Origin of the sequence: Corallococcus exercitus (genome assembly GCF_042231735.1) — a bacterium.
In the GTDB taxonomy this organism is placed as follows: domain Bacteria; phylum Myxococcota; class Myxococcia; order Myxococcales; family Myxococcaceae; genus Corallococcus; species Corallococcus exercitus_B.
Map to the genome: position 1 here is coordinate 6,267,429 of NZ_CP102577.1, position 22,288 is coordinate 6,289,716.

The 22,288-nt window shown below is 70.1% G+C and carries 21 protein-coding genes; 9 read left to right on the forward strand and 12 right to left on the reverse strand.

Annotated elements, in window-relative coordinates; translation table 11 throughout:
* Positions 1-10 precede the first annotated feature (10 nt).
* Together NR792_RS24810 and hemL are read right to left on the reverse strand one after the other, a co-directional pair.
* On the reverse strand, positions 11-2,857 hold the full coding sequence (locus NR792_RS24810) for a protein kinase (RefSeq protein WP_375755154.1): 2,847 nt from the start codon (positions 2,855-2,857) through the stop codon (positions 11-13).
* On the reverse strand, positions 2,841-4,136 hold the full coding sequence (hemL, locus tag NR792_RS24815) for a glutamate-1-semialdehyde 2,1-aminomutase (RefSeq protein WP_375755155.1): 1,296 nt from the start codon (positions 4,134-4,136) through the stop codon (positions 2,841-2,843). The genes NR792_RS24810 and hemL overlap by 17 nt, the downstream gene beginning before the upstream one ends.
* Before the next feature lie 235 nt (positions 4,137-4,371).
* On the opposite strand from hemL, the gene NR792_RS24820 reads away from it, so the two are divergent.
* The 5 genes from NR792_RS24820 to NR792_RS24840 all read left to right on the forward strand — a co-directional run bounded on the left by NR792_RS24820 (position 4,372) and on the right by NR792_RS24840 (position 9,166).
* Positions 4,372-5,400 (forward strand): hypothetical protein, encoded by a 1,029-nt coding sequence (locus NR792_RS24820; RefSeq protein ID WP_375755156.1) that lies wholly within the window; start codon positions 4,372-4,374, stop codon positions 5,398-5,400.
* Positions 5,390-6,253: a hypothetical protein gene (locus NR792_RS24825; RefSeq protein ID WP_375755157.1), complete on the forward strand. Its 864-nt coding sequence runs from the start codon at positions 5,390-5,392 to the stop codon at positions 6,251-6,253. Before NR792_RS24820 ends, NR792_RS24825 begins: the two co-directional genes overlap by 11 nt.
* Positions 6,254-6,260: 7 nt before the next feature.
* On the forward strand, positions 6,261-6,647 hold the full coding sequence (gene gloA / locus NR792_RS24830) for a lactoylglutathione lyase (RefSeq protein WP_375755158.1): 387 nt from the start codon (positions 6,261-6,263) through the stop codon (positions 6,645-6,647).
* A 246-nt stretch (positions 6,648-6,893) separates the two neighbouring features.
* Positions 6,894-8,222, forward strand: coding sequence for a magnesium transporter (gene mgtE, locus NR792_RS24835; protein ID WP_375755159.1), 1,329 nt, complete (start codon positions 6,894-6,896; stop codon positions 8,220-8,222).
* 20 nt (positions 8,223-8,242) lie between these two features.
* Positions 8,243-9,166 carry a DUF6929 family protein gene (locus NR792_RS24840; RefSeq protein WP_375755160.1) on the forward strand — a complete coding sequence of 308 codons (924 nt, stop codon included), beginning with the start codon at positions 8,243-8,245 and terminating at the stop codon, positions 9,164-9,166.
* On the opposite strand, the gene NR792_RS24845 is transcribed toward NR792_RS24840, so the two are convergent.
* Genes NR792_RS24845 through NR792_RS24855 form a run of 3 tightly spaced genes read right to left on the reverse strand, consistent with a single transcriptional unit; the run spans position 9,163 to position 11,086 of the window.
* On the reverse strand, positions 9,163-9,912 hold the full coding sequence (locus NR792_RS24845) for an SDR family NAD(P)-dependent oxidoreductase (protein WP_375755161.1): 750 nt from the start codon (positions 9,910-9,912) through the stop codon (positions 9,163-9,165). The two genes, NR792_RS24840 and NR792_RS24845, sit on opposite strands and share 4 nt — an antisense overlap.
* 23 nt (positions 9,913-9,935) lie before the next feature.
* On the reverse strand, positions 9,936-10,856 hold the full coding sequence (locus NR792_RS24850; protein ID WP_375755162.1) for a tetratricopeptide repeat protein: 921 nt from the start codon (positions 10,854-10,856) through the stop codon (positions 9,936-9,938).
* On the reverse strand, positions 10,853-11,086 hold the full coding sequence (locus tag NR792_RS24855) for a hypothetical protein (protein ID WP_375755163.1): 234 nt from the start codon (positions 11,084-11,086) through the stop codon (positions 10,853-10,855). Before NR792_RS24855 ends, NR792_RS24850 begins: the two co-directional genes overlap by 4 nt.
* Before the next feature lie 199 nt (positions 11,087-11,285).
* Here NR792_RS24855 and NR792_RS24860 point away from each other — a divergent pair, with 199 nt between their 5' ends.
* Positions 11,286-12,119, forward strand: coding sequence for an SDR family NAD(P)-dependent oxidoreductase (locus tag NR792_RS24860; RefSeq protein ID WP_375755164.1), 834 nt, complete (start codon positions 11,286-11,288; stop codon positions 12,117-12,119).
* Between the two features lie 10 nt (positions 12,120-12,129).
* Here the strand turns inward: NR792_RS24860 and NR792_RS24865 are convergent, their stop codons facing one another.
* The 6 genes from NR792_RS24865 to lspA (NR792_RS24890) form a co-directional block, all read right to left on the reverse strand.
* The gene (locus NR792_RS24865) at positions 12,130-12,468 is read right to left on the reverse strand and encodes a hypothetical protein (RefSeq protein WP_375755165.1); all 339 of its coding nucleotides are present in this window, start codon (positions 12,466-12,468) and stop codon (positions 12,130-12,132) included.
* Positions 12,469-12,807: 339 nt separating this feature from the next.
* Positions 12,808-13,323, reverse strand: a complete 516-nt coding sequence (locus NR792_RS24870) for a KdsC family phosphatase (RefSeq protein WP_375755166.1) — start codon at positions 13,321-13,323, stop codon at positions 12,808-12,810.
* 13 nt (positions 13,324-13,336) lie between these two features.
* Positions 13,337-14,386 (reverse strand): MXAN_5187 C-terminal domain-containing protein, encoded by a 1,050-nt coding sequence (locus tag NR792_RS24875; protein WP_375755167.1) that lies wholly within the window; start codon positions 14,384-14,386, stop codon positions 13,337-13,339.
* A 40-nt stretch (positions 14,387-14,426) separates the two neighbouring features.
* Positions 14,427-15,728, reverse strand: a complete 1,302-nt coding sequence (locus tag NR792_RS24880) for a prolipoprotein diacylglyceryl transferase (RefSeq protein WP_375755168.1) — start codon at positions 15,726-15,728, stop codon at positions 14,427-14,429.
* A 16-nt stretch (positions 15,729-15,744) separates the two neighbouring features.
* Entirely contained in the window at positions 15,745-16,359 is a 615-nt protein-coding gene (gene lspA / locus NR792_RS24885; RefSeq protein ID WP_375755169.1) for a signal peptidase II, read from the reverse strand.
* A gap of 32 nt (positions 16,360-16,391) precedes the next feature.
* Positions 16,392-17,021: a signal peptidase II gene (lspA, locus tag NR792_RS24890; RefSeq protein WP_375755170.1), complete on the reverse strand. Its 630-nt coding sequence runs from the start codon at positions 17,019-17,021 to the stop codon at positions 16,392-16,394.
* A 141-nt stretch (positions 17,022-17,162) separates the two neighbouring features.
* On the opposite strand from lspA (NR792_RS24890), the gene NR792_RS24895 reads away from it, so the two are divergent.
* Positions 17,163-17,522, forward strand: a complete 360-nt coding sequence (locus tag NR792_RS24895; protein ID WP_375755171.1) for a hypothetical protein — start codon at positions 17,163-17,165, stop codon at positions 17,520-17,522.
* A gap of 61 nt (positions 17,523-17,583) precedes the next feature.
* Here the strand turns inward: NR792_RS24895 and NR792_RS24900 are convergent, their stop codons facing one another.
* On the reverse strand, positions 17,584-18,867 hold the full coding sequence (locus tag NR792_RS24900; RefSeq protein WP_375755172.1) for an endonuclease/exonuclease/phosphatase family protein: 1,284 nt from the start codon (positions 18,865-18,867) through the stop codon (positions 17,584-17,586).
* 244 nt (positions 18,868-19,111) lie between these two features.
* Between NR792_RS24900 and NR792_RS24905 the strand changes: the two genes are divergently transcribed.
* The gene (locus NR792_RS24905; protein ID WP_375755173.1) at positions 19,112-19,840 is read left to right on the forward strand and encodes a Mut7-C RNAse domain-containing protein; all 729 of its coding nucleotides are present in this window, start codon (positions 19,112-19,114) and stop codon (positions 19,838-19,840) included.
* Positions 19,841-19,898: 58 nt separating this feature from the next.
* Complete coding sequence (locus NR792_RS24910; protein WP_375755174.1) at positions 19,899-22,268, forward strand: hypothetical protein; 2,370 nt, start codon at positions 19,899-19,901, stop codon at positions 22,266-22,268.
* Positions 22,269-22,288: the final 20 nt, after the last annotated feature.

A 22,288-nucleotide genomic window follows, 5' to 3' on the forward strand; every position in this document is an offset into this window, starting at 1 on the left:
AGTCGCGGGTTCAGGCGCCGTCGGCGTTGAGGAAGAGCCACATCACGCCGAAGCCCAGGGCGCACGCCAGGGCGACCACCAGGAGCATGGCCCAGAAGCGGTATTGGGGCGGGATGGGCCACAGGCCCGCGAGCGGGCTGCCGCCCGTGGACTTCGCGGGCTTCTTCTTCTTGTTGCGCTTCTGTTCGGCGAGCTCGGCCTCGCGGCGCTTCAGCTCCGCTTCCTTGAGGGCCGCGGAGATGTCCATGTCGTAGCCCACGAGCGTTTCGCGCGTCTTGGTCCGCACCTGCATGGGGCGGGTCTCGTGGGGCCGCTCGTCGACGACGGGGGCCTGGCGGCGCGGGGCCTCCTTGGGCGCGACGTAGGGGGTCGCCTTCTCGTCGAGGTAGGCCGGCAGGTTGCCGGTCGTCTGGGACAGGGCGCCGAAGATCTTCGCGGCCTCCAGGGCCTCGGTGGCCTCGCCCGCGCCCTGGGGCTTCCAGGGAACGGGCAGCTCCTCCTGGGACATGGGGCGGGTGGCGTCCGGGAACGCCTCGGGGGCGCGCGACTGCGGGGCGGCACCCACGGAGGTCTGGGGACGGGACTGCGGCGCGGCGCCGACGGAGGTCTGGGGACGCGACGGGGAGGCGGGGGCGCGCGGTGCCGGGCTCGCCTTGGAGCGGCCGGGCTTGTCGACGTCGGTGCTCTCGTCGTCCGCGTCGTCGGTGTCGGGGCGCAGGGCCATGGGCGAGGGGCCGGCGCCCTCGGTGGCGTCGTCCTCGCCGGAGCCCGGGGTCCAGCCGGTGTTGCCGGCGGCGGGCAGGCCCGTGGCGCTCTTGCGTGAGGGGCGCTCGTTGGTCGTGGAGTCCTCACTGCCTGCGCCGGGAGTCCAGCCCGGGCGCGAGGGGCGGTTCTGCATGGGGGAGTCCTCCGGGGCCGGGGGGGGCCCCTCACGGTGAAACGCTCGAAGATGTGTAGCGGAGTCTTCCGCGTCCGGGCCCGGATTCCAATCCGGCCGAGACGGTTGTTCCGCCGGGGCCTGCCTGCCCGGGAGGGAATCCGCGACCTCAGGGGTCCCCTCCCCCGGGTCGGTGGTGTCCTCGGAGCCCGGGCCGGCCGGGGAGTCCAGGTGGGCGGGAGGCTCGCGCGGGGTGGGCTCGTCCTCGCCGGGACCGGGAGTCCACGCGGACCGGGGGGCCTGTCCGGGCGCGGTGGCCACTCCACCGTCCGTGCCCGGCTCCGGGGTCTGGAGAGGATGATCCGGCGTGGAGGAACCGCCACCGCCCGTGCCCGGCTCCAGGGGCTGGAGAAGATGATCCGGCGTGGAGGAACCGCCACCGCCCGTGCCCGGCTCCGGGGTCTGGAGAAGATGATCCGGCGTGGAGGAACCGCCACCGCCCGTGCCCGGCTCCGGGGTCTGGGGCGGAAGTCCCGGCGCGGTGGGCTCCGCCGCGCCGATGCCCGGCACCCAGGCGTCCTTGGTGACCTCCTGGTTGTGCAGCCGCACCGGTGGCGCCTTGCGCGGCAGACCGGACTCATCGCCGGGCTCCACCCAGGGCCTCTGCGCCGCCGCCGCGCGCAGCGCCTGCTCCACCTTCGCCGCGTCCAGCGCCTCGGTCCGCTCACCCACGCTGGCGTACTCCGACGGCGGCTTCACGGCGTCCAGCGCCTCCGTCTCCTGGCCCGCGCTGGCGTATTCAGACGGCGGCTTCACGGCGTCCAGCGCCTCCGTCTCCTGGCCCGCGCGGGTGCTCTCCGCCCGCCGCAGCTTCGCCGCGTCCAGCGCCTCCGTCGCGATGTCCTCCTGCGCGCGGAGCGCCTCCGCCACGTCCTGCGCTCCAGGCGGCGCGAGCACCGACGGGAACTCCTGCCGCGTGCTCGCGCGCTCGGGCTGCTCGCGCAGCAGGTCGTCCAGCACCTGCTGCTCGATGACCTTCTCGCGCGGGAAGGCCGCCGACATCAGCCGCACCAGGTCTTGATCCGTCACGTTGGGCGCCAGCTTCTCCTTCAGCGCGCCCAGCGCCTCCGCCATCGCCGTCGCCGTGGGGAAGCGGTCGTTCGGCTCGGACGCGAGCGCCCGCGCGAGGAACGCGTCCACCGCGCGCGGCAGGTCCGGCCGGTAGCGCCCCGCCGGCTCCCACTGCGGATAGGCCGCGCGCCGCCAGCGCTCCAGCGGATCACCCCGCTGCGACAGCGGCTTCCACGCGAACAACTCCCACAGCACCACGCCCACCGCGTACAGGTCCGCCCTGCGGTCCACCGTACGCTTGCGGGCCTGCTCCGGCGCCATGTACGTGAGGTTGCCAATCACCACGCGCGGCGCCGTCTGCTGCTCCTTCAGCGTGGACTGCGCCGCGCCGAAGTCGATGATCTTCACCTCGCCCGCGTAGCTCACGCACACGTTCGCGGGGGACAGGTCGCGGTGCACCAGGTGCAGCGGGTGCCCCGCCTCGTCCGTCGCGTCGTGCGCGTACGCCAGGCCCTCGCACAGCCGCTGTCCCAATTGCAGCAGCGGCCCCAGGGGCATCATCCGCTGACGCTGCCGCAGCCGGTACGCGAGCCGGCTGAGCGTCTTGCCCAGCACGTACTCCATGGCGAGGAACAGCTGCCCGTCCACCTCGCCCATCGCGTACACGCGCGCGATGTTCGGGTGCGCCAGCCGCACCACCACGCGCGCCTCGTCGCGGAAGCGCCCCACGAACTGCCGGCTGTCCACCAGCCCCGGCAGCACCTTCTTCACCACGACCGCGCGCCGCACGCCCTCCTCGCGCGCGAGGAAGACCTCCCCCATCCCCCCGGCGCCAATGCGGCGCACGAGGGTGTAGGGGCCAAAGCGCACGGGCCCGCTCAGGGCCTCTGGTTCAACGGGCGTCGCCAAGCGCGCGGAACGCCTTGCGGGCCGCGGCGAGCACGTGCGCCACCTCCGGCTCGCCGATGGCCAGCGACACGAACGCCGCCTCGAACTGGCTGGGCGGCAGGTACACACCTTCTTGCAGCATCGCGTGGAAGAAGCGCCCGAACTTCGCCGTGTCCGCCTTCTTCGCGGACGCGTAGTCGAACACCGGCTCCGCCGTGAAGAACACCGTGAGCATGCTGCCCACGCGGTTCACCGTCACCGGCACGCCCGCCGCCTTCGCCTCCGCGCGGAAGCCCTCCTCCAGCAAGAGCCCCAGGTGCTCCAGCCGCTGATACGTCCCCGGCGCCGCCAGCGCCTTCACGCACGCCAGGCCCGCCGCCACCGCCACCGGGTTCCCGGACAGCGTGCCGGACTGGTACACCGGCCCCTCCGGCGCCACCTTCGCCATGATGTCGCGCCGGCCGCCGTACGCGCCCAGCGGCATGCCGCCGCCCACCACCTTGGCCATCGTGGTCAGGTCCGGCTTGAGCCCGTACAGCTCCTGCGCTCCGCCGCGCGCCAGCCGGAAGCCCGTCATCACCTCATCCAGCACGAAGAGCACGCCGTGCTTCTGGCAGAGCGCCTGCAACCCTTCGAGGTAGCCGGGGCGCGGCACCAGCACGCCCATGTTGCCCACCACGGGCTCGATGATGGCGCAGGCGATGTCCTTGCCCTTCTCGTTGAAGATGCGCTCCACGGCCTCCAGGTCGTTGAAGGGCGCGGTGAGCGTGAGCGACGCCAGCGCGGCCGGCACGCCCGGCGAGTCCGGCAGGCCCAGCGTCTCCACGCCGCTGCCCGCCTTCACGAGGAACGGGTCGCCCGCGCCATGGAAGCAGCCCTCGAACTTGAGGATGTAATCGCGGCCGGTGAAGCCGCGCGCCACGCGGATGGCGGCCACGGTGGCCTCCGTGCCGGAGGACACGAGGCGCACCTTCTCCACGGAGGGCACCGTGGCGCAGAGCAGCTCCGCGAATTCAACTTCCGCGGCGACAGGGGCGCCGAAGGTGGTGCCGCGCCGGGCGGCCTCCAGGATGGCCTCCACGATGGGCGGGTACGCGTGGCCCAGGATGAGCGGGCCCCAGCTGCCCACGAGGTCCACGTAGCGGTTGCCGTCCACGTCGGTGAGCCAAGCGCCGGAGCCTTCCTTGAAGAAGACGGGGTCGCCTCCCACGCCACGGAAGGCACGCACCGGAGAGTTCACGCCACCCGGGATGCGCGCCTGCGCACGGGCGAAGAGGGCCTGGCTTTGAACGTGTTTCATGGCGGATTCCATAACACGCGGTCCGCCGTGCCTCGCCGCCGCTCTTCGTCCGCCTGGCCGCTAGCGCCCCCCACATGACGTCCAGGCCCTTGGGGCACGGCCAGGCATGGGGTACGCCGGGTGTATTTTCATCTGAAATTCATTTTCACTCGTGAATGAATCTTCGGTGAGGATGAAGATACGGATTCCAACCCGTTGGCCTTCCTGGGTTTCCACGGGCCACTCCGAGTGAAAGATGCCTGCCATCCTCCATCTTCCGCCCAGGCTGATTCGCTGGCTGCCAGCGCGGTCCTGGCTCCAGGCCCGCGGCGCGTCCCGCCCCTTCCTGGAGCTGGAGGGCCACGAAGTGGCGACGTTCACCCTGCTGGAAGCCGCCTCCGGCCTCCGTGTGGACCAGCTGCCGCTGCTGCTCGGGGCGCACCGTCCCGCGACGGCGCGACGGTCCCGGGACCTCCCCTTCGTCGTTGGCCCCTGGCTCAAGAAGGACGTTCGCGAAGCGCTGGAAGCGCAAGGGGTGGGCTATCTGGACTCGCGCGGACATCTCCACCTGCGTGCCCGGGGAGTGCTGCTCCACTTCGAGGAGGACCGCACCGTCGCTCCGGAGAAGACCGCGGGCTCCGCGACCCTTGGTGTCCACGGCGTCCGAGCCGTGCAGGTGCTCCTCCAGGAGGAGCAGCCTTTCTCCGTCTCCCGGTTCGCGGAGCAGGCCGCGGTGTCCTTGGGGCAGGCCCACAAGCTCCTGACCTGGCTCGAGCACCTGGAGCTGGTCCGCGCGGAGGGCCGGGGTCCCGCGAAGCGGCGCACCGTCCGGGACCGGACCGGACTGCTCGACTGGCTCGAGCGACAGGCCCGCGCCACGCGCTGGGAGCGCTCCCTGCACGTGGCCCTCTACGCGCGGCGTCCCGAGGAGCTCTGGCTGCAGACCAGCACGCGGCTCGGCAAGGCAGGCATCGCCCATGCATTCACGGGAGCCGCCGCGGTCAGCATGTTCGGCATCGGGCCCACCAGCGTCCCCATGTCGCGCCTTCGCATCTCACCCGAGGTGCCCCTGGCGCAGGCGGCGAAGCACCTGGATGCGGAAGTGACGGAGCGCGGAGCGAACCTCATGTTGATCCACGACACGGGCAAGGTCGGCAGCTGGGCGTCCACGTCCCGGGATGGCGTCCTGCTCGCGCCACACGTGCGCATCTACCTGGACGTCCAGTCGGAGCGCCGGGGCGAGGACCTCGCGCGGCGGTTCCGCGAGGAGGTCCTTGGTTACTGAAGGCGGACACCTGGGCGAGTACGACCCTTCGGTCCGGTCCGCCCTGCTCGCGGAGGCCGTGCATGTCGTCCGTGCCTTCGGCTTCGCGGGCGCCCATGTCGTCGTCATCGGGGGCCTCGTTCCCTCCCTGCTCGTGCCAGAGCCAGGACCCGGCCTCGAGCCCCACATCGGCACGCAGGACCTCGACCTCTGTCTGCGGGTCGCGCTCGTGGAAGGCGAGGTGGGCCACTACGAGCGGCTGGAACGCACCCTGAAGTCCGCGGGCTTCCGCCCGCTTCCCCATTCGAGCTGGCGCTGGACGGGGGGCGTCACCCATCCCCTCACGGTCGAGTTCTTCTGCCCCCTGGCGCCCGGACGCGAGGCAGGCCGGCTGTACCGGCCTGGAGGCGTCGTGGGAGGAAGGCTCTCCGCGCTGGTCCTGTCCACCGGGACCCTCATCGACCGGGACTTCATCGAGAAGGAGGTCGTCGTCGAGCTTCCGGGAGGCGGCGGCCGCACGCATCAACGGCTGAGGGTCGCCGGTCCCGCCGCCTATCTCGCGGCCAAGGTGGATGCCCTGCGCAACCGGCCCAAGAACAAGGATGCCTACGACATCGTCTGGCTGGTCGAGTCCTGGCCCGGAGGACAGGCGGGACTCGCTCCGGTCATCCGGGAGAGCCCCATTCATGCGGATCCCTTGTTCCAGCAGGCCCTCGGCGCCCTGGCGCAGGAATTCGCCGACCTCGACGCGGCGGGCGCGCGGAAGTACGCCCGCTTCGTGGCGGCCCCGGGTGTCGATGCGGATCAATCCGCCCGGCACGCCAGCGGCGCGGTGAAGCTGCTGCTGGCGGAGCTCGCCGCGCCGCGGTTATAGCCACCGCATGCGCATCCTCCACACCATGCTCCGTGTCGGCGACCTGGAGAAGTCGCTCGACTTCTACACCCGCGTGCTCGGCATGACGCTCCTGCGCCGCCAGGACTACCCGGACGGCCGGTTCACCCTCGCCTTCGTCGGCTACGGCCCCGAGGACACCCACCCCGCGCTGGAGCTCACCCACAACTGGGACACGGCGAAGTACGAGCTGGGCTCCGCCTACGGCCACATCGCCCTGGGCGTCAGCGACATCCACGCCACCGCCAGCGCCATCCGGCAGGCCGGCGGCAAGGTCGTCCGCGAGCCCGGCCCCATGAAGCACGGCACCACCGTCATCGCCTTCGTGGAGGACCCGGACGGCTACAAGGTCGAGCTCATCCAGCAGAAGGCCTGACCTGTCCCCCGGCGCCCCAGGCCACCGGGGCGCCGGGAAGAGCACCTGCACGGGCGGCATGGGCAGGCAGGCCCGGGCCCCCTGTGGCGGACTCTGGGGACGGCTGAACGGAACAGGCAGGCAGCCGCGATTTCCTCGCGATGTTTCGCGCCTTCCGCTCGCCGCGCCCCCGGCAGGGGTGTAGAGAGGCCCGCGCGCGATGCATCCCGGCGCGCACCCTCCCCCCCTTCTTCCGAGGCCGTCGTCATGGTGGAGAGTCCCCAGAGCCAGAACGCGCTGTCCCCCGACGAGCTCCACGAGGCCTGGGCGGTGCTGTCCGCGGACGAGCGCCTGGAGGGGTTCCGGCTGCTGCCCCCGGCCGTGGCGGACGACTTCTTCCTGGGCCTCACCGCGCGCGAACAGGGCGAGCTCATCCTCAGCCTCCCCCCCGCCGAGCGCCGCACCTGGGTCCGGCTGCTCCCCCCGGACGACCTGGCCGACCTGGTCCAGGCGGTGGAGCCGGAGCAGGTGGACGCCATCCTGTCGCAGCTGGACGACGCCAGCCGCCGCGAGGTGAACGTCCTCCTGGCGTACTCGGAGGACGACGCGGGTGGCCTGATGAACCCGCGCTTCGCCCGCGTGCGCCCGGACATGAGCATCGACGAGGCCATCGGGTATCTGCGCAAGCAGGCGCGCGAGAAGGTGGAGACCGTCTACTACGCGTACGTGCTGGACGCGGAGCAGCGGCTGCAGGGCGTGCTGTCCCTGCGCCAGCTCTTCCAGGCCGCGCCGGACAAGCGCGTGGCGGACGTGATGATTCGCGACGTCATCACCGTGGCGGAGAACACGGACCAGGAGGCGGTCAGCCGCACCTTCTCCGAGCACAGCTTCATGGCCATGCCCGTGGTGGACGAGCAGCGGCGCATGAAGGGCATCGTCACGGTGGACGACATCGTGGACGTGGTCCAGGAAGAGGCCACGGAGGACATCCAGAAGGTCGGCGGTATGGAGGCCCTGGACGCGCCCTACTTCGACGTGGGCTTCATGGCGATGCTCAAGAAGCGCGCCGGCTGGCTGATGGTGCTCTTCCTGGGGGAGATGCTCACCGCCACGGCCATGGGCTACTTCGAGCATGAAATCGCCCGCGCCGTCGTGCTGAGCCTCTTCATCCCGCTCATCATCAGCTCGGGCGGCAACTCCGGCAGCCAGGCCACCACGCTCATCATCCGGTCGCTGGCGCTGTCGGAGATGCGGCTGAAGGACTGGTGGCGCGTGGCGCGGCGGGAGCTGAGCACGGGCCTGGCGCTGGGCCTGGTGCTGGGCGTCGTGGGCTTCCTGCGCGTGATGGTGTGGCAGGGCCTGTTCCACAGCTATGGCGACCATGCGTTCGTCATCGGCCTGACGGTGGGCGTGTCGCTGGTGGGCGTGGTGATGTTCGGCACGCTGTCCGGCTCCATGCTGCCGTTCATCCTCAGGCGCGTGGGCTTCGACCCCGCGAGCGCGTCCGCGCCCTTCGTGGCCACGCTGGTGGACGTGTCCGGACTCGTCATCTACTTCACGGCGGCCAGCCTCTTCCTGCGCGGCACGCTGCTGTAGTCGGCGACGCTGGGGCTCCCATGATTCCCACCACCCGCCGCCGCACGCTCACCCTCGCGGCACCCGAAACCCCGGGCCGCCCCGCGCACGTCTCCGCCGCCAGCGGCCTGGTGCGCGCGGGGGACTGGCTCTACGTCGTCGCGGATGACGCGCTCCACCTGGCCGTGTTCCCCGCGGTGGGGGACGCGCCGGGCCACACCGTGCGCCTCTTTCCTGGGGAGCTTCCGGACGCGCACGCGGCGCGCAAGGCGGCGAAGCCGGACCTGGAGGCGCTGTGCCGGCTGGGCCCGTCCGCGCCGTTCGCGCACGGGGCGCTGCTGGCGCTGCCCTCGGGGTCCACGCCCGCGCGGCGCCGGGCGTCGGTGCTGCCCCTGAACGCGGACGGGACGCTCGCGGGAGCGCCGCTCACGGTGGACTGCACGTCGCTCTACGTGCAGCTGGAGCGGGAGCTGGTGGCGCTCAACGTGGAGGGCGCGGCGGTGGCGGGCAAGCGGCTGCGGCTGCTCAACCGGGGCAACGGCGAGGGCGGCGTGGACGCGCTGGTGGACCTGGACCTGGACCGCGTGCTGGCCAGCCTGGACGCGGGCGTGTTGGGGCCGGAGGCCGTGCGCACCGTGCGCCGCTGGGAGCTGGGCGAGGCCCATGGCGTGCGGCTGTCCTTCACGGACGCGTCGCCGCTGCCGGACGGGCGGGTGGTATTCACCGCCACGGCGGAGGCCTCGAAGGACCGCGTGGCGGATGGGCCGGTGGCGGGTTCGGCGGTGGGCGTGCTCGCGCCGGATGGCACGCCCGTGTACCTGGACGCGGTGGACGTGCCCGTGAAGCTGGAGGGCGTGGACGCGCGCGTGGAGGGCGGCCGCGTCCACGTGCTGCTGGTGGCGGACGCGGACGACCCGTCGGTGCCCGCGCCGCTCCTGGAAGCCGCGCTGCCCGTGCCGGGCTAGCCGCCGCGCTTCACCAGCAGCGGCCCGAAGGCCTGCGCCACCGGCATCATGGAGATGACGTTGATGTTCACGTGCGCGGGCCGCGTGGCCACCCAGTACACCGTGTCCGCGACGTCGTCGGGCGTGAGCGGCTGGGTGTTGTTGTAGAGCGAGGCGGCCTTCGCGTCGTCGCCGCGGAAGCGCACGTTGGAGAACTCCGTGCCGCCCAGCAGGCCCGGCTGGATGTCCGTCACGCGCACCGCGGTGCCGTGCAGGTCCGCGCGCAGGTTGAGCGTGAACTGATGCACGAACGCCTTCGTCGCGCCGTACACGTTGCCGCCCGGGTACGGGAACTCGCCCGCGATGGAGCCGATGTTGATGACGTGCCCCCGGTCGCGCGCCACCATGCCCGTAAGTGCTTCACGCGTGCAGTACAGGAGGCCCTTCACGTTGGTGTCCACCACCACGTCCCAGTCCTCCAGCCGCGCCGCCTGCGCGGGCTCCAGCCCCAGCGCGAGCCCCGCGTTGTTCACCAGCACGTCCACCTGCGCGAAGTCCGCCGGCAGTGACGCGAACACCGCCTTCACCGCGGCCTTGTCCGTCACGTCCAGCGTCACCGGCAGCAGCCGCTCGCCCAGCTCCGCCTGGAGCGCCTCCAGCCGGTCGCCGCGCCGCCCGGTGGCGATGACGCGCGCCCCCTCCTTCACGAAGCGGCGCGCGATGGCCTGCCCGATGCCCGCCGTGGCCCCTGTCACCAGCACGTTCATGTGAATGCCTCCCACGCCAGAAGTCAGTCGCCGCGGTCGCGGGCGGCTTCCTCGGCGCTGCCGCCCATGGCTTCCACGGAGGTGCGCGCCTGCTTGCTGCGGTCGAACGCCACCTCCTTCTTGCCAATGCCCTCCACCGTGAGGTTGGCCAGGCGGCGGCGCGCCCGGCCGATGGCGTCCTGCACGAGCGACGGATCCGGGTGCGTCTTCAGGCACTCCACCCAGGTCTCGATGGCCTTCTCGTTGTCGCCCGCGTCCGCGCGCAGCTTGCCCATCTCGAAGAGGGCGTACGGCGCCAGCTCCGAGTCCGGGAAGCGCGTGCGCAGGTCCGCGTAGGTGCGCAGCGCTTCCTGGCGCTTGCCCTCCACCATGGCCAGGGCCTGCGCCTGGAGGAAGAGCGCGTCGTCCACGTAGGGGCTGGTGGCGAAGCGGTCCGGCAGCTTCTTCGCCTCCAGCTCGCACTGCGGATAGTCCTGGAGCTCGAAGTACGTCTTCGCCACCTGGTACTGCAGCTCCGCGCTCTGCGGCGGGTTGCGGTGCAGCGCGGCGGTGAGCTGATCAATGGAACCGCGCAGGTCGCGGTAGTGCACCCGCAGCAGCTCCGCCAGGATGATGCGCGCGTCCAGCGCCTCCGGGGACTCCGGGCACTGCTGGATGAGCTGGCGGTAGACGCTCACCGCCTCCTTCACCTTGCGCTGCTCCAGCCAGTACACGTCCGCGGCGCCCTTGAGCGCCCGGGCGCGCATCACCAGCGCCTCCGGGGACTCGTCGCGCAGGAGCATGTCGTAGGCCTTGCGGTACTCCACCAGCGCTTCGTCCGGACGCTTCTCGAAGATGGCGTCGCGGGCGCGCTGCATGTGGTCCACCGGCTTGTCGCGGCACCCGGTGACGGCGAGCGCCCCCACCGCGAGCACGCAGGCCCAACGCGACCACCGCCGCGTCATTGGCACGCCTCCGGGATGAGGCGCACGCAGCGCGTCTCGTCGCAGCGCACGCACTCGCGCTCCGAGGAGACGTCCGTCACGCACACGGAGACGCGCGACGTCCGGGGGCAATCCTCGGACGTCACACAACGGTAGAGCCCCCCGTCGGTGCGGGTGATGTCCACCGGCGTCGAGCCGCAGTTCTCCAGGTCGTTGCATCCCACCAGGAGCCCCGCCGCCACGACTGCCATTGCTGCCACCAAGGCGCGTTGCACGGCCGTGGGTTCTAGCCAACTTCCGACCCCGGGTCACGAACCGTGCGCCCGCCTGCCCGCTCGTCTGGAACCGGATTCACGGGAAAGCGACCACCAGTCGTGGCCAGCGTTTCGCCGGGCGTGCTAGCCCTGCCCGTGTCACGCCCTTCCTTCACCTCCCAGGAGTCCCGAAACCATGAGCCTTCCCTCTCGTCCTCGCGCGGTGGTGACGGGCGCCGGCAGTGGCCTTGGCCGTGCGCTGTGTGAAGCCCTGGCGGCCCGGCAGGCGCGGGTGATGGTGTCGGACGTGAACGCGGCCAGCGCGGAGGAGACCGCCCGCCGCGTCACCGCGCTGGGCGGCGAGGCGCGCGTGCACCCGTGCGACGTGACGGACGCGGACGCCGTGGAGGGCCTGGCGCGCGCCGTGGATGACGCCTTCGGCGGCGTGGACCTGGTGGTGAACAACGCGGGCGTCGCCACCGGAGGCGCGGTGGGCACGCTGCCCCTGTCCGAGTGGAAGCGCGTGCTGGACGTGAACCTGTGGGGCGTCATCCACGGCTGCCACGCGTTCGTGCCCCGGCTTCGCAAGCAGGGCTCCGGCCACGTGCTCAACATCGCGTCCGCGGCGGGGCTCGTGTACGCGCCGAACCTGGCGGCCTACAACACGTCCAAGGCGGCCGTCGTCGCGCTGTCGGAGACGCTCTACGCGGAGCTGCAGCCGCTGGGGCTGGGCGTCACGGTGGCGTGCCCCACGTTCTTCCGCACCAACATCGCCTCGGCGGCCGCGCCCTACTCCGACCCGGAGACGCGCCGCATGAGCGTGAAGCTGGTGGACCAGTCGAGGATTGGACCGGAGTGGGTCGCCGAGCGGCTGCTCAAGGCGGTGGACCGGGGCGCGCCGCACGTGCTGCCCATGGCGGACGCGCGCTGGTTCTGGCGGCTGCGGCGGCTGGCGCCCGGCATCTTCCTCCGGGGCGTCATCGCGGTGGAGAAGCGCATGCGCGAGCGCACCGCGCGCATCCCCGGCTAGACGTCGCGCCTCAGTTGCTGCGCTGCTGCGCGGGCACCTTGCCGGAGGTGAGCACGGAGGTGTCCACGGACGCCATGGAGTTGCGCTGCTTGACCATGCGCGCCTTCTGGTTCTGCTTGTCCTCATGCTTCAGGATGGCGGCGATGTGGGCGTCGGACACCTTGCACTGGATGGCGCTCACCTCCTGGTGACGCCGCCCCAGCTCGTTCCACATGGCCAGCCGTCCCTGGCTGCCCAGGAGCCGGTCCTCGACCGCGTCCAGGGCCTGGTCCATCTGCTTGCCCTCGGCCTCCAGCACCGCGAGCCGCGCTTCGGAATCCTCGGGGGACTGCCCGCATCCCGTGGACACGGCGAGCCCCACGACCGCTGCCAGTCCGAGCCACCTCCGCCGCATCCCCACGTCGCCTCCCTCGTGTCTCGGGCCGCACACCGGCCATCAGGCAGCGCAAGGTAGGAACGGGCCTGGGGAGCGACAACCTGGACTGACGATGGGGAAGCAGGCGTTTCCAGGAGCGAACGTTTGGGCATCTTTCCCGTCCCACCGGTTTGACGGTGGGGCAGAAGGGCCCCGCATTCCACGCGCTGTACCCGCCCGGGCCTGTCCCAGGTCGGGAGGGTCATGCCCTCAGGGCGTGGACGCCGCCACTCCACCCTCCCCCCTCTTCATGCGGTGCTTCCCCTCTTCAGTTCACGGCGCGGAGCGCGCGCGGTGCTTCAGGATGAACTCACACACCTCGCGCGCGGCGCCGAAGCCCGCGGCGCGCTGGGCCACGTAGTGCACCTTCGCGCGCACCTCATCCGGAGCCTCGGGCACGGTGGCGGAGAAGCCCACCGCGTTGAGCAGCGGCAGGTCCACCACCTCGTCACCCATGTAGCCGCAGTGCTCCGCGGACACGTTGAGGATGCCGAGCAGCCTCTCGAAGTGCGCCACCTTGTCCTGGCTGCCGAAGTGCACGTGGCGCAAGCCCAGCGACTGCATGCGCATCTGCGCGGAGAGGCTGTCGCCGCCGGAGATGGCGGCCACCTCGATGCCCACCTCCTGCAGGCGCTTGATGCCCATGCCGTCGCGCACGCTGTACATCTGCGTCCAGCCGGAGTTGGGCACCCAGAAGATGCGGCCGTCGGTGAGCGTGCCGTCGATGTCGAAGATCATCACCGACAGGCGCGCCACCCGCGCCTTGAGCGACTCCAGGTCCTGGTTCATGGCGTGCCTTCCGCTACTTGGGCACGGCCTTGAGCGAGGCCTTGCCGTCCTTGATGACGACCTTGAACTCCACGGCCTTCGCGTTGTGCTGCTTGAGCAGCTCCGGCACCTGCTTGCGCAGCGTGGCGGCCACCGACTCGTAGGACAGCTTGGACGTGTCCTCCTGGCAGCGGCGCTTCGCGGTGACGTACGCGTCGTACACCGCGCGCAGCTTGTCGTCGGACATGCCGCCACCCGGGCCCGCCGCCGCGGGACGGGGCGCCGCCGCCGCGGGAGCCGCCGGACGCGCGGGCTGCTGCGGAGCCTTGGCGGCCATGCCCGGAGGCACCGCCGGCGTCACCGAGGGCAGCTTCGACGTCCCCGCCGCCGGGGTCCCCACGGGCGCGATGGACGGCAGCCCACTCACGGGCGAGACCGCCGGAACGCCCTGCCTCGGCGGCACCAGCCCCGCGGGCGTGCCCCGGGGCGCACCGGCCGGCGGCGCCGCGACGGGGGCCACCGCGGGCGTGCCCCGGAAGGGCGTGCCGCCCGCGGCCTGCTGCTCGGCCAGGTACTCCGAGGCGAGCTTCGGCTCGTTGATGGGCCTGCGGCCGGTGAGCTCTTCAATCTCCTCGAAGTCCATGTCGTCGACTTCTTCGGTGAGCTCCACCACGCCCTTCTGGCGGTCGCCCGTGGCACCGGGCTGCTTCGCTCCGGCGCGGCGGCGGGCCTTGGCCAGGTCGCGGCGGTAGGTGCCGGCCTCAATCTCCTGGAGCGTGCGCACCCACAGCCGCTCGTAGGTGAGGAACTTGTTGTGGAGGCTCTGCACGCGGAACTTCACCGACGTGCTGCGGATGAAGGCCCCCTTGAGCTTCAGCATCCGCTTCTTCAAATCTTCATGCGCGCGGATGGGCGCCTGGCGCTCCATGCCCATGAAGTACTGCTCGTAGCTGTGGCGCAGCTCCGCGATGGCCGCCTCCAGCTCCTCACATTCGTGAAGGGCGGCTTCGCTGGAGGAACTGGCGTCCTGCGCGGGCCGGCCCCCACCTTTGGCGGCGGGCCGGGCGTTGTCGGGCGGCGGCATGTTCCCGCGAGTGTCCCCAACCCGGGCGCGGCTCGCAACCTCAGGCCGCCGACGGTGTCGGCCCCAGGCCAGCCGGCTCACCCGCCGGCCGGTGGCGCGCCATCAACAGCGCACCGAAGGTGAACATGCACAGGGAGATGAACTGGCTGGTGGACACGTTGTACCAGGCCTCCAGGGGCACCGCCCCGGCCAGCCCCTGGGCCCCCAGCGACTCCAGCAGCCCGTGCAGGGTGCCGCGCTCCACGTCGCCCCGGAACAGCTCCACCGTGGTGCGCAGGACGGCGTAGGCCATCAGCCACAGGGCGAAGATGTGCCCGTGGAAGCGGCGGAAGCGGCGCGCGTACAGGAGCGCCACGAAGAGCACCAGCTGCCCCACCGACTCGAAGAGCTGCGTGGGGTACACCGGCAGCGTGGTGCCGTGCTGGGCCACCCAGTCGGAGATGCGCACCGCGCCCGGCGCCGCCTGGTGCAGCACCTGCCCGGTGGCCTCCACCACGAAGCGGTCATCCCCGGCCTGCGAGCCGTACGCCAGGCTGGACGCTCCCCCCAGCCGGCCGAACAGGTCCTGCGCCAGCCCGGAGCCCGGGAAGGTGACGCCCGTGTGCGAGTGGCTCCCCGCCATGTCGCCCCAGCAGCACCCGGCGGAGAAGCACCCCAGGCGCCCCAGGCACTGCCCCAGCGACACCGTGGGGATGCACACGTCCGCCAGCCGCAGGAAGTCCAGGTCGTGCTTGCGAGCGAAGAGGAACGCCGCCAGCCCCGCGCCCATCAGGCCGCCGTAGAACACCAGCCCGCCGCCCAGGGAGAAGGCCTGCGTCCAGTCGCGCGCGTAGTCCTGCCAGTTCACCAGCACGAACAGCACGCGGCTGCCCACGAGCCCGCCCACCAGCACCCAGAACGCCAGGTCCAGCACCTGCTCGCGCTTCTGGGGCCCCTCCGTGTCCACCTGGCCCCGGCCTTCCACGAAGGACACGCGGCGCCACTCGTCCTGCGCCAGCCGGCCCGCCACCGACACGGCGGTGACGAAGCCCAGGGCCAGGAGCACGCCGTAGGTGTGCAGCGGGATGCCCTCCCCCTTGCCGCCGGGGAAGGCCTCCGCGGGCAGCGCGTACTTCAGGCCGAAGTACGCGAGGAAGCCGCCCACCACCGCGAACCCCGCCGCGCGCAGCAGCTTGTCCTGGAGCGGCGCGGGCCCCTCCTTGCCCGTCTTTTCATCCACCGGCCCCAGCGTGCCCTTCCAGCCGTTGACGGCGACGGAGGCCACGACGCCCACCGCGGCGGCGTACAGCAACAGCTGCATCCACAGGCTGGTGAAGGTCAGGCGCAGCAGGACGGGGAGCATGGGGACCTCCAGGCTTTCACGAAGCCTTCACGGGGGCGGAGGCCTCTGGCTTCTCCTTGCGCACGAAGGAATCCACCACGAGCATGCCCACGCCGATGCAGATGGCCATGTCCGCGACGTTGAACGACGGCCACGCGGCCTTGTCGTACCAATGGGCCTCCAGGAAATCGATGACGAAGGCCCGCGCCACGCGGTCGATGTAGTTGCCCAGCGCGCCGCCCAGCACCAGCGGCAGGCCCCACAGCGCCCACACCTCCGCGGGGTCCGTGCCGGACAGCTTCCGGAAGTAGAAGACGATGAGCAGCACCGCGCCCACGCTCACCAGGTGGAAGAGCGGGCCGCGCACGTTCGGGGCCAGGTTCTTGAACATGCCCCACGCCGCGCCCGGGTTCTCCGCGTAGCGCAGGCGGAAGAAGTTCTCCGCCACCTCCACGTGCGTCTTCGGCTGGAAGTGCAGGCCCCTGCGGCCGGGTTCCTCGGCGGGCGTATAGAACGCGCCCAGCCGCTCCGACAGCGTGGTGGCCCCGTCGAAGCGGGTGGTGAGGTCCCGCACGACCAGGTACTTCGTCCACTGGTCCAGCACGATGACGCCCAGCGTGAGGGCGAGGAGGATGGCGTATTTGCGCGGCACGGAGTGGGCTTATACCAGCCCACCCCCGCGCGTCACGGCTGGGCGCTGCTGCCCTGCGGCAGAGGGGGCGTGGCCACGGCTTCCGGCCGGCGCAGCGAGTCCAGCAGCATCAGCGCCACGCCCACGCAGATGGCCGCGTCCGCCACGTTGAACGTGGGCCAGCGCATGCCCGGCTGGTTGCGCCAGTGCCAGTCGATGAAGTCGATGACGTAGCCCCGGATGAGCCGGTCCACGAAGTTGCCCAGCGCGCCGCCGGTGATGAGCGCCAGCGCCACGCGCACCATCTTCTGCGACGGCTCCGTCTTGCGGTACAGCACCAGGATGAACGCCAGCGCCACCAGGCTCACCACGTGGAAGAACGCCTTGCGCGCGGTGTCCGGCAGGTTGGAGAACATGCCCCACGCCGCGCCCGGGTTCTCCACGTAGCGGAAGTGCCAGTAGTCCTCGATGAAGCGGTACGGCCGGGTGTTCTTGCGGAACACGCCCTCCACCGGAGGGTCGTTGTCCAGGTTCTGCTCGCTCAGGAAGCCGGACACGCGCGCCATGCCGCTGCGGCCATCCAGCGCTTCCGTCAGCCGGGACACGGCCAGGTACTTGGTCACCTGATCCGCCGCCAGCACGGCGAGGACCACCACGAGGAGGAGGCGGAGGGAGGCTTTCATGCGGTGCCCGAACCTCTATCGCGCCCCCGGGAGCCCTGACAACCCGGACCCGGGCCGGGGCCCGCCAGCCCGCCTGTCCTCTGTCTCCCGGAGGCCGCGCGTTTCGGGCATGGTGCGCCCATGGCGCCTGTTGAGCCCGACGTGAAACCTTCCGCTCCCGACATTGCCCCACCCGGAACCACCACGCCCCCCACGGCGAAGCCGTCGCTGATGGCGCGCTTCAAGGCGCTGCTGCTGGAGTACGGCCCGGTGGCCTTTGCCCTGTACTGGCTGAGCTTCGGCCTGTCGCTGGTGGGCTTCTGGGCGGCCATCCGCGCCGGCTTCCAGCCGGAGGGCACCGGCGCTCAGGCGGGCGCGTGGGGCGCGGCCTACGTGGCCACGCAGGTCATCAAGCCGCTGCGGTTGGGCGCGGTGTTCGTGCTGACGCCGCTGGTGGCCCGCATCCCGCCGGTGGCGCGCTTCCTGGAGCGCAACCGGCACAAGTGGAGCAACCTCTTCTGAAACGGCACGGGCCGGGCACCGGGGGTTTCCCGATGACCGGCCCGCGTCACCTGCACGCCGTCTAGAAGTTGGGCGTGCGGAACGTCTTCAGGACGCCCATGTGCTGCATGCTGGAGGCACCGCTGTCGCTGTTCATCGCCGGGGAGATGTCGGAGATGGGCGTGTAGACGCGGCTGTCGAGCACGAGCCCGGGTGAGAAGCTGTTTGCTCCGATCACCGTGGGGACGCGGTACTGGTCCAGGTCCTGGTCCACCAGCACGTGGTCATACGGCTCCTCGCGGCTGGCGTTGGTGTTGATGTTGCTTCCCTTGTTGTCCGCGGGCCAGGGACCCGAGGCGTTCACCACGGCGCTGAAGGAGCTGAAGCAGGCCTCCGAGGTGCTACGGGTGTTGAAGTCACCGCCGATGGCAAGGTAGGCGTTATCGGGGATGTGAGCCTTGATGAGCTTCACGAGGTTGCTGGCCTCCGTGTTGCGAACGCTGGCGTTCCTGGTGAGCAGGTGCACGCTGACGACCCAGAGGTCGCGAGGGCCCGGGATGTCGATGCGCGCCCAGGCGAAGTCGCGGTTGGACACCTGGGTGTCCGTCCACTCGCCGGACTCGATGATGGGGTAGCGGCTGATGACGCCGTTGGGGATCTGCGCGCCGGTTTCGCGATAGTAGTAGAAGCCCGTGCCGAAGGCCGTGTCGACCATGGCGCGGATGTCCGCAGCGGAGTTCGACTTGTAGTTGAACTCCTGGATCATCACGATGTCGGGATCCACGCCCTGCATGAGCCGGATGCCATGGCCCGGGTCATAGTTCTGACCGTTGCCGCTGGTGAGGTTGGACGCCATCAGGCGGATCTGCGTGTAGCCACCGTCGGAGTCCGAACCGCCATCCGTGCCCGCGTCCGTCGCGGAGCCGCCGTCGGTCGAGGAGCCCGCGTCGGTCGAAGTGCCCGCGTCGGTCTCCGAGCCCGCGTCGGTCGAAGTGCCCGCGTCGGTCGAAGTGCCCGCGTCGGTCGCCGAGCCGGCATCCGTCGTCGAACCCGCATCGGTCGAAGTGCCCGCATCAGTCGAAGTACCCGCATCGACGGTCGAACCCGCGTCCACCGACGTGCCCGCGTCGACCGCGGTGCCTGCGTCACCAGGGCCCGAGTCCACGTCGGATCCGGCGTCCACGGCAGTGCCCGCGTCACCGGTACCGCCAGCGTCCACGGTGTCGCCCGCGTCGGTGCGAGTGCCAGCATCAACCGAGGTCCCCGAGTCAGGGGGAGCGACGGGCTCGTCACCCGGGCCGCAAGCGAGCGCCAGGAAACCCAGCGCCACGAACGGGCGGAGGAACGGGGGGAACTTCATGGCCATACAGGGACCTGGATCCTTGCTTCCGAGGGGGGTCGAGGGGGTGATCCACCGGCTTCGGCGCGCCGACTGATGCGTGATTATAGAAGTTTTCAGAAAGGCTGTCCCCTGACGGCCCGTGATGATTGCTTTCTCCAACCTTCAAGAATCCGAGAGTTTCACCGTCCCGAAGCTGGGGAAGGCTGGGATTCAGAGAAAGACATCGCGGAGCACGGGCCAAGACGCAGCAGGACGTGAGGAGTCCACGATGTCAGCACGGCAGCTCACGGTGCGGTTCCACGGCGCACTGAACGATTTCGTCACACCGGAGCGCCGGGGGCGGGTGTTCACGCACGTGCTGCAAGGCAGCCCTTCGGTGAAGGACCTCATCGAGTCGCTGGGACCGCCGCACCCGGAAGTGGACGTCGTGTTGGTGGATGGCGAGCCGGTGGGCTTCGGACACCGCGCGGAGGCGGGCACGAACGTGGACGTGTATCCGGCCTCGGTCCCGGTGCCGCTCCCGGAGCTGCCGCGCTTCATCCTGGACGTGGGCTTGGGGCGGCTGTCGGGCTTCCTGCGGATGCTCGGCTTCGACACGCTCTGGCGCAACGATTACGCGGACGACCTGCTGGCGCGCCTGTCCCACGACGAATCGCGAGTGCTGCTCACGCGCGACCTGGGCCTGCTGAAGCGTTCGGAGGTGGTGCACGGCTACTACCCGCGAGCCACCGACCCGGCGCACCAGCTGGTGGAGGTGGTGCGGCGCTACGGCCTGACGTCGCGCATGCACCCCTTCTCCCGCTGCATCGCCTGCAACGCGCCGCTGTCCACCGCGACGCCGGATGAAGTGCAGGGCCGCATCCCGGAAGGCGTGGCCCAGCGCCACCGCCACTTCCAACAGTGCCCCGGCTGCCAGCGCGTCTTCTGGCCCGGCACGCACCACGAACGCATGCAGAACCTGGTGGACACGCTGCGCAGGCTGGAACAGCCCGGCTAGAAAGCAGACGTCTGGGAATAAATCGAAGGCAAGGACCAGGAATTGAACTGGGAAGCGTATGAAGACTGGCAACGCCAGACCCCTTCATCAGGCAAACGTCCCCAGCATGAAAATCCAGCCTCGCCAAATCCTCACGATTGGACTTGCACTCCTTGGGGCATGCACCGCGCAGGATGCGCCGCCCGAGGAATCTGCCTCGCCTCCTCTGCCATCGGTTCTCCAGCGACTGGAGACGCCCGCGAGCCGGGTCCAGGGCGTTCCCAAATGGGTGGGTGTGCTGAAGGCCCGAAGCAAGTCGAGCGGCGTGTGGACGGGCCCCTACAACACGCACGACTGGAAGGCGGACCTGACGTACTTCGCTCCCATCGAAGTCACCATGTTTCCACCGTCGAACCTCGCGTTCGTCGACATCAAGCAAGGCTTCTACAACATCAGCCACACCGAAGAGGTCACCTTCATGGGGATGACAACCATGACCATGGAGGGCCGGTGCGCGGAAAGCCTCGCCGCTCAGACGACCATGATGGAGCTTCTCTCGGACAGCACCTACCAGATGCAACTGACGCCATTCTCCGGCGCTCCGTGCACCGGGACGGTGAAACACCTGGACGGCTTCACGGGTGACGTATCGCTCGCGTGGTACCACCTGAGCTCTTTCGTGTTTGGAAGTCACTTCGTCTTCGACCTCCCCGCGGTCGACGCCCCCCTGCGCATCCACGGGACGAAGCACCTCCTCACCACCGAGAACGCGGTCCTGGAGAGCATCCCGAATCCCCTGCCCTACGGCGTCCTCCCCGTGGAGTGGGACATCGAGTGGGATCTCCGGCCCAAGAGTGACGAGTTGGATCTCGTCTTGAGCGCGGAGAACCATGACGACTGGCTACCGCGTGCGCACATCGAACCCGTCGTCGGGACGTCCCTGACGTCCTCTGAGACTCCGCCCCAGGCGGGCTCTTTCCTCAAGGTGAAGGCACGGGCTGTACCGAAGGAAGGTTCAACCGCGACCAGCTTCAAGCAGATCACCTTCCACGTCATCTCCTCGGAGGTTGAAGGCATTGCTTCAAACAGCCGGCGCTCTGCCCTTCCGTTCCCGGTTCCGCTTCCAGGCGTCTCCTACAAAGACCTCCAGTTCGAGCAACCCCGGAATGCCGCGCTTGGACTTGAGTTCGTCAGCGCCGCGACGGTGCAAACTCCCCTGGGGACCTACACCGAGGCCCAGGCTGAAGTGTCGTCATTTGACTTCGGGAGCTATGGGGAAGTCGTTGCCGAAGGACTGACCGAGGATGGAAAAGTCGTGCTCGCCGTGCTGGACGACCCTGCCAGCACCCCCGGCACTCCTCTTCCGTTCGTACCGGGCCCCCTGCTCATTCCCAAGCGCACCCCCACCTCCAAGATCGCGGACAAGTGGAAGAGCGACAACCAGAGCACCTCGCTCGCGGACAACGACGACTCTGACACCTTGGGCGCGGGTTTCGGAGACGGCCATGCGGGAGATGGCTTGACGCTGTACGAGGAGTACCGGGGATTCGTCCTCAAGGGGACGCACGTCCGCACCCGCAACCAAGACGTGGACTACTTCCTCAACAACAAGATGGGCAATGCCGTCGGGGGCGCGGAAAAGGCAGGCATCACTCTTTTCCAGAGCCTTACGGGACTCAAGGTCCATGAGGTTGGGAATGAAGACTTCGAGCTCACCACCCGCATCATCAACTCCGCCAGGGGTGCCCCCCATAACAACGACCAGCACCTGGTCATCATGGCGGACCGCGGACCGAAGCATGGCGTCTCACAGACTTCTGGAGGCCCAGGCACGCCCAAGGACATCCTGCTCGTGGCGATTGCCTCAGACACGCCAGCGCCCGCGCTTTCATTCGCGGTCGCTCACGAGCTCGCCCACACGGTCAATGTTCCCCACCACGGCGAAGGGGGGTACTTCACCGCGCTCTGGACCGCCGCAGCGAACGGCGTTGTGGAGGCGCAGTACGACCCACCCGGCTCGACTGTCGCGGGCAGGGTCGAAATCATCACTTCCGCACCGCTTCTGCCCACGGACGAGCCTCCGCTGGTGGGCGTCCCCATGGTCGCGACTCGATGCGAGGAGGACGGAACCGAATCCGTCTTTGGCGGAGCACACGACTGCATCATGCGCTACAGGGCGGACTACATGATCAAACTGACGCCAGTCAATGAGCGCCACTACCGCCATTCCCTGGATGGAAACAAAAAGGAAGACTACGGCACCAGCCTCTGCTCGGTCACCCATGGAACAGGGTTCAACGCCCAACTGGGTGAGAACCGGCACGGTGGAGCCGCCAGCGGGCGCGGTGAGTGCAAAAAGAAGATCTGCGTCAATGACAAGCACACCCACACCCCATGGGCGCAGAGGACGTGCACGCCCATTCGGACCGTGACCTCCTCGTTCAGGTAGTGTGTGCCAGGGCATCCACG

Bases quoted from the DNA above. Each gene is read 5' to 3' on its own strand.
- NR792_RS24875 (WP_375755167.1), bottom strand. From the start codon at position 14,386: ATGCCGCCGCCCGACAACGCCCGGCCCGCCGCCAAAGGTGGGGGCCGG.
- NR792_RS24855 (WP_375755163.1), bottom strand. From the start codon at position 11,086: ATGGCAGTCGTGGCGGCGGGGCTCCTGGTGGGATGCAACGACCTGGAG.
- NR792_RS24850 (WP_375755162.1), bottom strand. From the start codon at position 10,856: ATGACGCGGCGGTGGTCGCGTTGGGCCTGCGTGCTCGCGGTGGGGGCG.
- lspA (WP_375755170.1), bottom strand. From the start codon at position 17,021: ATGAAAGCCTCCCTCCGCCTCCTCCTCGTGGTGGTCCTCGCCGTGCTG.
- NR792_RS24880 (WP_375755168.1), bottom strand. From the start codon at position 15,728: ATGCTCCCCGTCCTGCTGCGCCTGACCTTCACCAGCCTGTGGATGCAG.
- NR792_RS24870 (WP_375755166.1), bottom strand. From the start codon at position 13,323: ATGAACCAGGACCTGGAGTCGCTCAAGGCGCGGGTGGCGCGCCTGTCG.
- mgtE (WP_375755159.1), top strand. From the start codon at position 6,894: ATGGTGGAGAGTCCCCAGAGCCAGAACGCGCTGTCCCCCGACGAGCTC.
- NR792_RS24905 (WP_375755173.1), top strand. From the start codon at position 19,112: ATGTCAGCACGGCAGCTCACGGTGCGGTTCCACGGCGCACTGAACGAT.
- NR792_RS24860 (WP_375755164.1), top strand. From the start codon at position 11,286: ATGAGCCTTCCCTCTCGTCCTCGCGCGGTGGTGACGGGCGCCGGCAGT.
- NR792_RS24840 (WP_375755160.1), top strand. From the start codon at position 8,243: ATGATTCCCACCACCCGCCGCCGCACGCTCACCCTCGCGGCACCCGAA.
- hemL (WP_375755155.1), bottom strand. From the start codon at position 4,136: ATGAAACACGTTCAAAGCCAGGCCCTCTTCGCCCGTGCGCAGGCGCGC.
- NR792_RS24845 (WP_375755161.1), bottom strand. From the start codon at position 9,912: ATGAACGTGCTGGTGACAGGGGCCACGGCGGGCATCGGGCAGGCCATC.
- gloA (WP_375755158.1), top strand. From the start codon at position 6,261: ATGCGCATCCTCCACACCATGCTCCGTGTCGGCGACCTGGAGAAGTCG.
- NR792_RS24900 (WP_375755172.1), bottom strand. From the start codon at position 18,867: ATGGCCATGAAGTTCCCCCCGTTCCTCCGCCCGTTCGTGGCGCTGGGT.
- NR792_RS24910 (WP_375755174.1), top strand. From the start codon at position 19,899: ATGAAGACTGGCAACGCCAGACCCCTTCATCAGGCAAACGTCCCCAGC.
- NR792_RS24820 (WP_375755156.1), top strand. From the start codon at position 4,372: ATGCCTGCCATCCTCCATCTTCCGCCCAGGCTGATTCGCTGGCTGCCA.